Below are 795 nucleotides of genomic sequence, written 5' to 3' on the forward strand. Positions count from 1 at the left end.
GACCAGATACAGCTTCCCACCGGCTGTGGGGATCTCGGTCATGTCTCCCACCCACTTCACGTTTGGCCGCTCGGCGGTGAAGTTACGCTCGAGCAAGTCGAAAAACTTCGGGACGGTCGTGTCCTGCTGACCAAGACCGTCCCTGCGCTTGATCCGTCGCGCCACCAGCCCCTGGCGGCGCATCGAGTCCGCAACCGTCTTCTCGCTGACCTCCCAACCATCCACGCAGATCGACGTGCAGCCGCGACGAGCCATGCAGGCCGCGCTTCTTGGTGAACATCACCCGCACGGCCCACTCGAGGCAGCCGCGGCGGCGATCACGACTCATATGTAACCCCGAGCTCGCCGACGGCCCAATCGCTCTACCCAGCCACTTGTAGAACCAGGCCAGACCGACGCCGAGCAACAGGCAGATCCACGGTGTGCGGCACGCGGTAGTTGGTCCTCTGATCAGCGATAAAGCGTGCCACACTCACTTCGTCGCCCCCTCACCCACAAGACCACAGATCGCTTGAGGACACCACGCTCCATCCGGAGCTCGGCGACCTCAACACCCAGCCACTTGAGTTCCTCCACGTCGTCCTCCGACACCCCCCACTGCCCTGTGCAGCCTCGCATGCACGGTTCACCCAGTTACCCAAGATCCCCGCGCTCACACCGAAGCCGCGCGCGATCTGCGCTACCGGCCTTCCGGTCTCTTCGACGATCCGGACAACTCCCCCACGGAACTCCCGATCGTACTTCTTCCGCTTCTCTGACACCGCAATCCTCATTACCGATGCCCCTACGATCCGG

At 63.3% G+C, this 795-nt stretch carries 1 protein-coding gene and 1 pseudogene; both read right to left on the bottom strand.

Features of this window, described 5'->3' with window-relative positions; translation table 11 throughout:
* Positions 1–255: pseudogene (locus EII42_RS13355) on the bottom strand (IS3 family transposase); the annotation flags it as partial.
* A 233-nt stretch (positions 256–488) separates the two neighbouring features.
* The gene (locus EII42_RS13900; RefSeq protein WP_125172408.1) at positions 489–773 is read right to left on the bottom strand and encodes a transposase; all 285 of its coding nucleotides are present in this window, start codon (positions 771–773) and stop codon (positions 489–491) included.
* Positions 774–795: the final 22 nt, after the last annotated feature.

The sequence above is a fragment of the Tessaracoccus sp. OH4464_COT-324 genome, assembly GCF_003932855.1.
Classification (GTDB): Bacteria; Actinomycetota; Actinomycetes; order Propionibacteriales; family Propionibacteriaceae; genus Arachnia.

What these genes read in the sequence shown, in the direction of transcription:
- EII42_RS13900 (WP_125172408.1), bottom strand. Translation starts at nt 773, where the DNA reads ATGAGGATTGCGGTGTCAGAGAAGCGGAAGAAGTACGATCGGGAGTTC.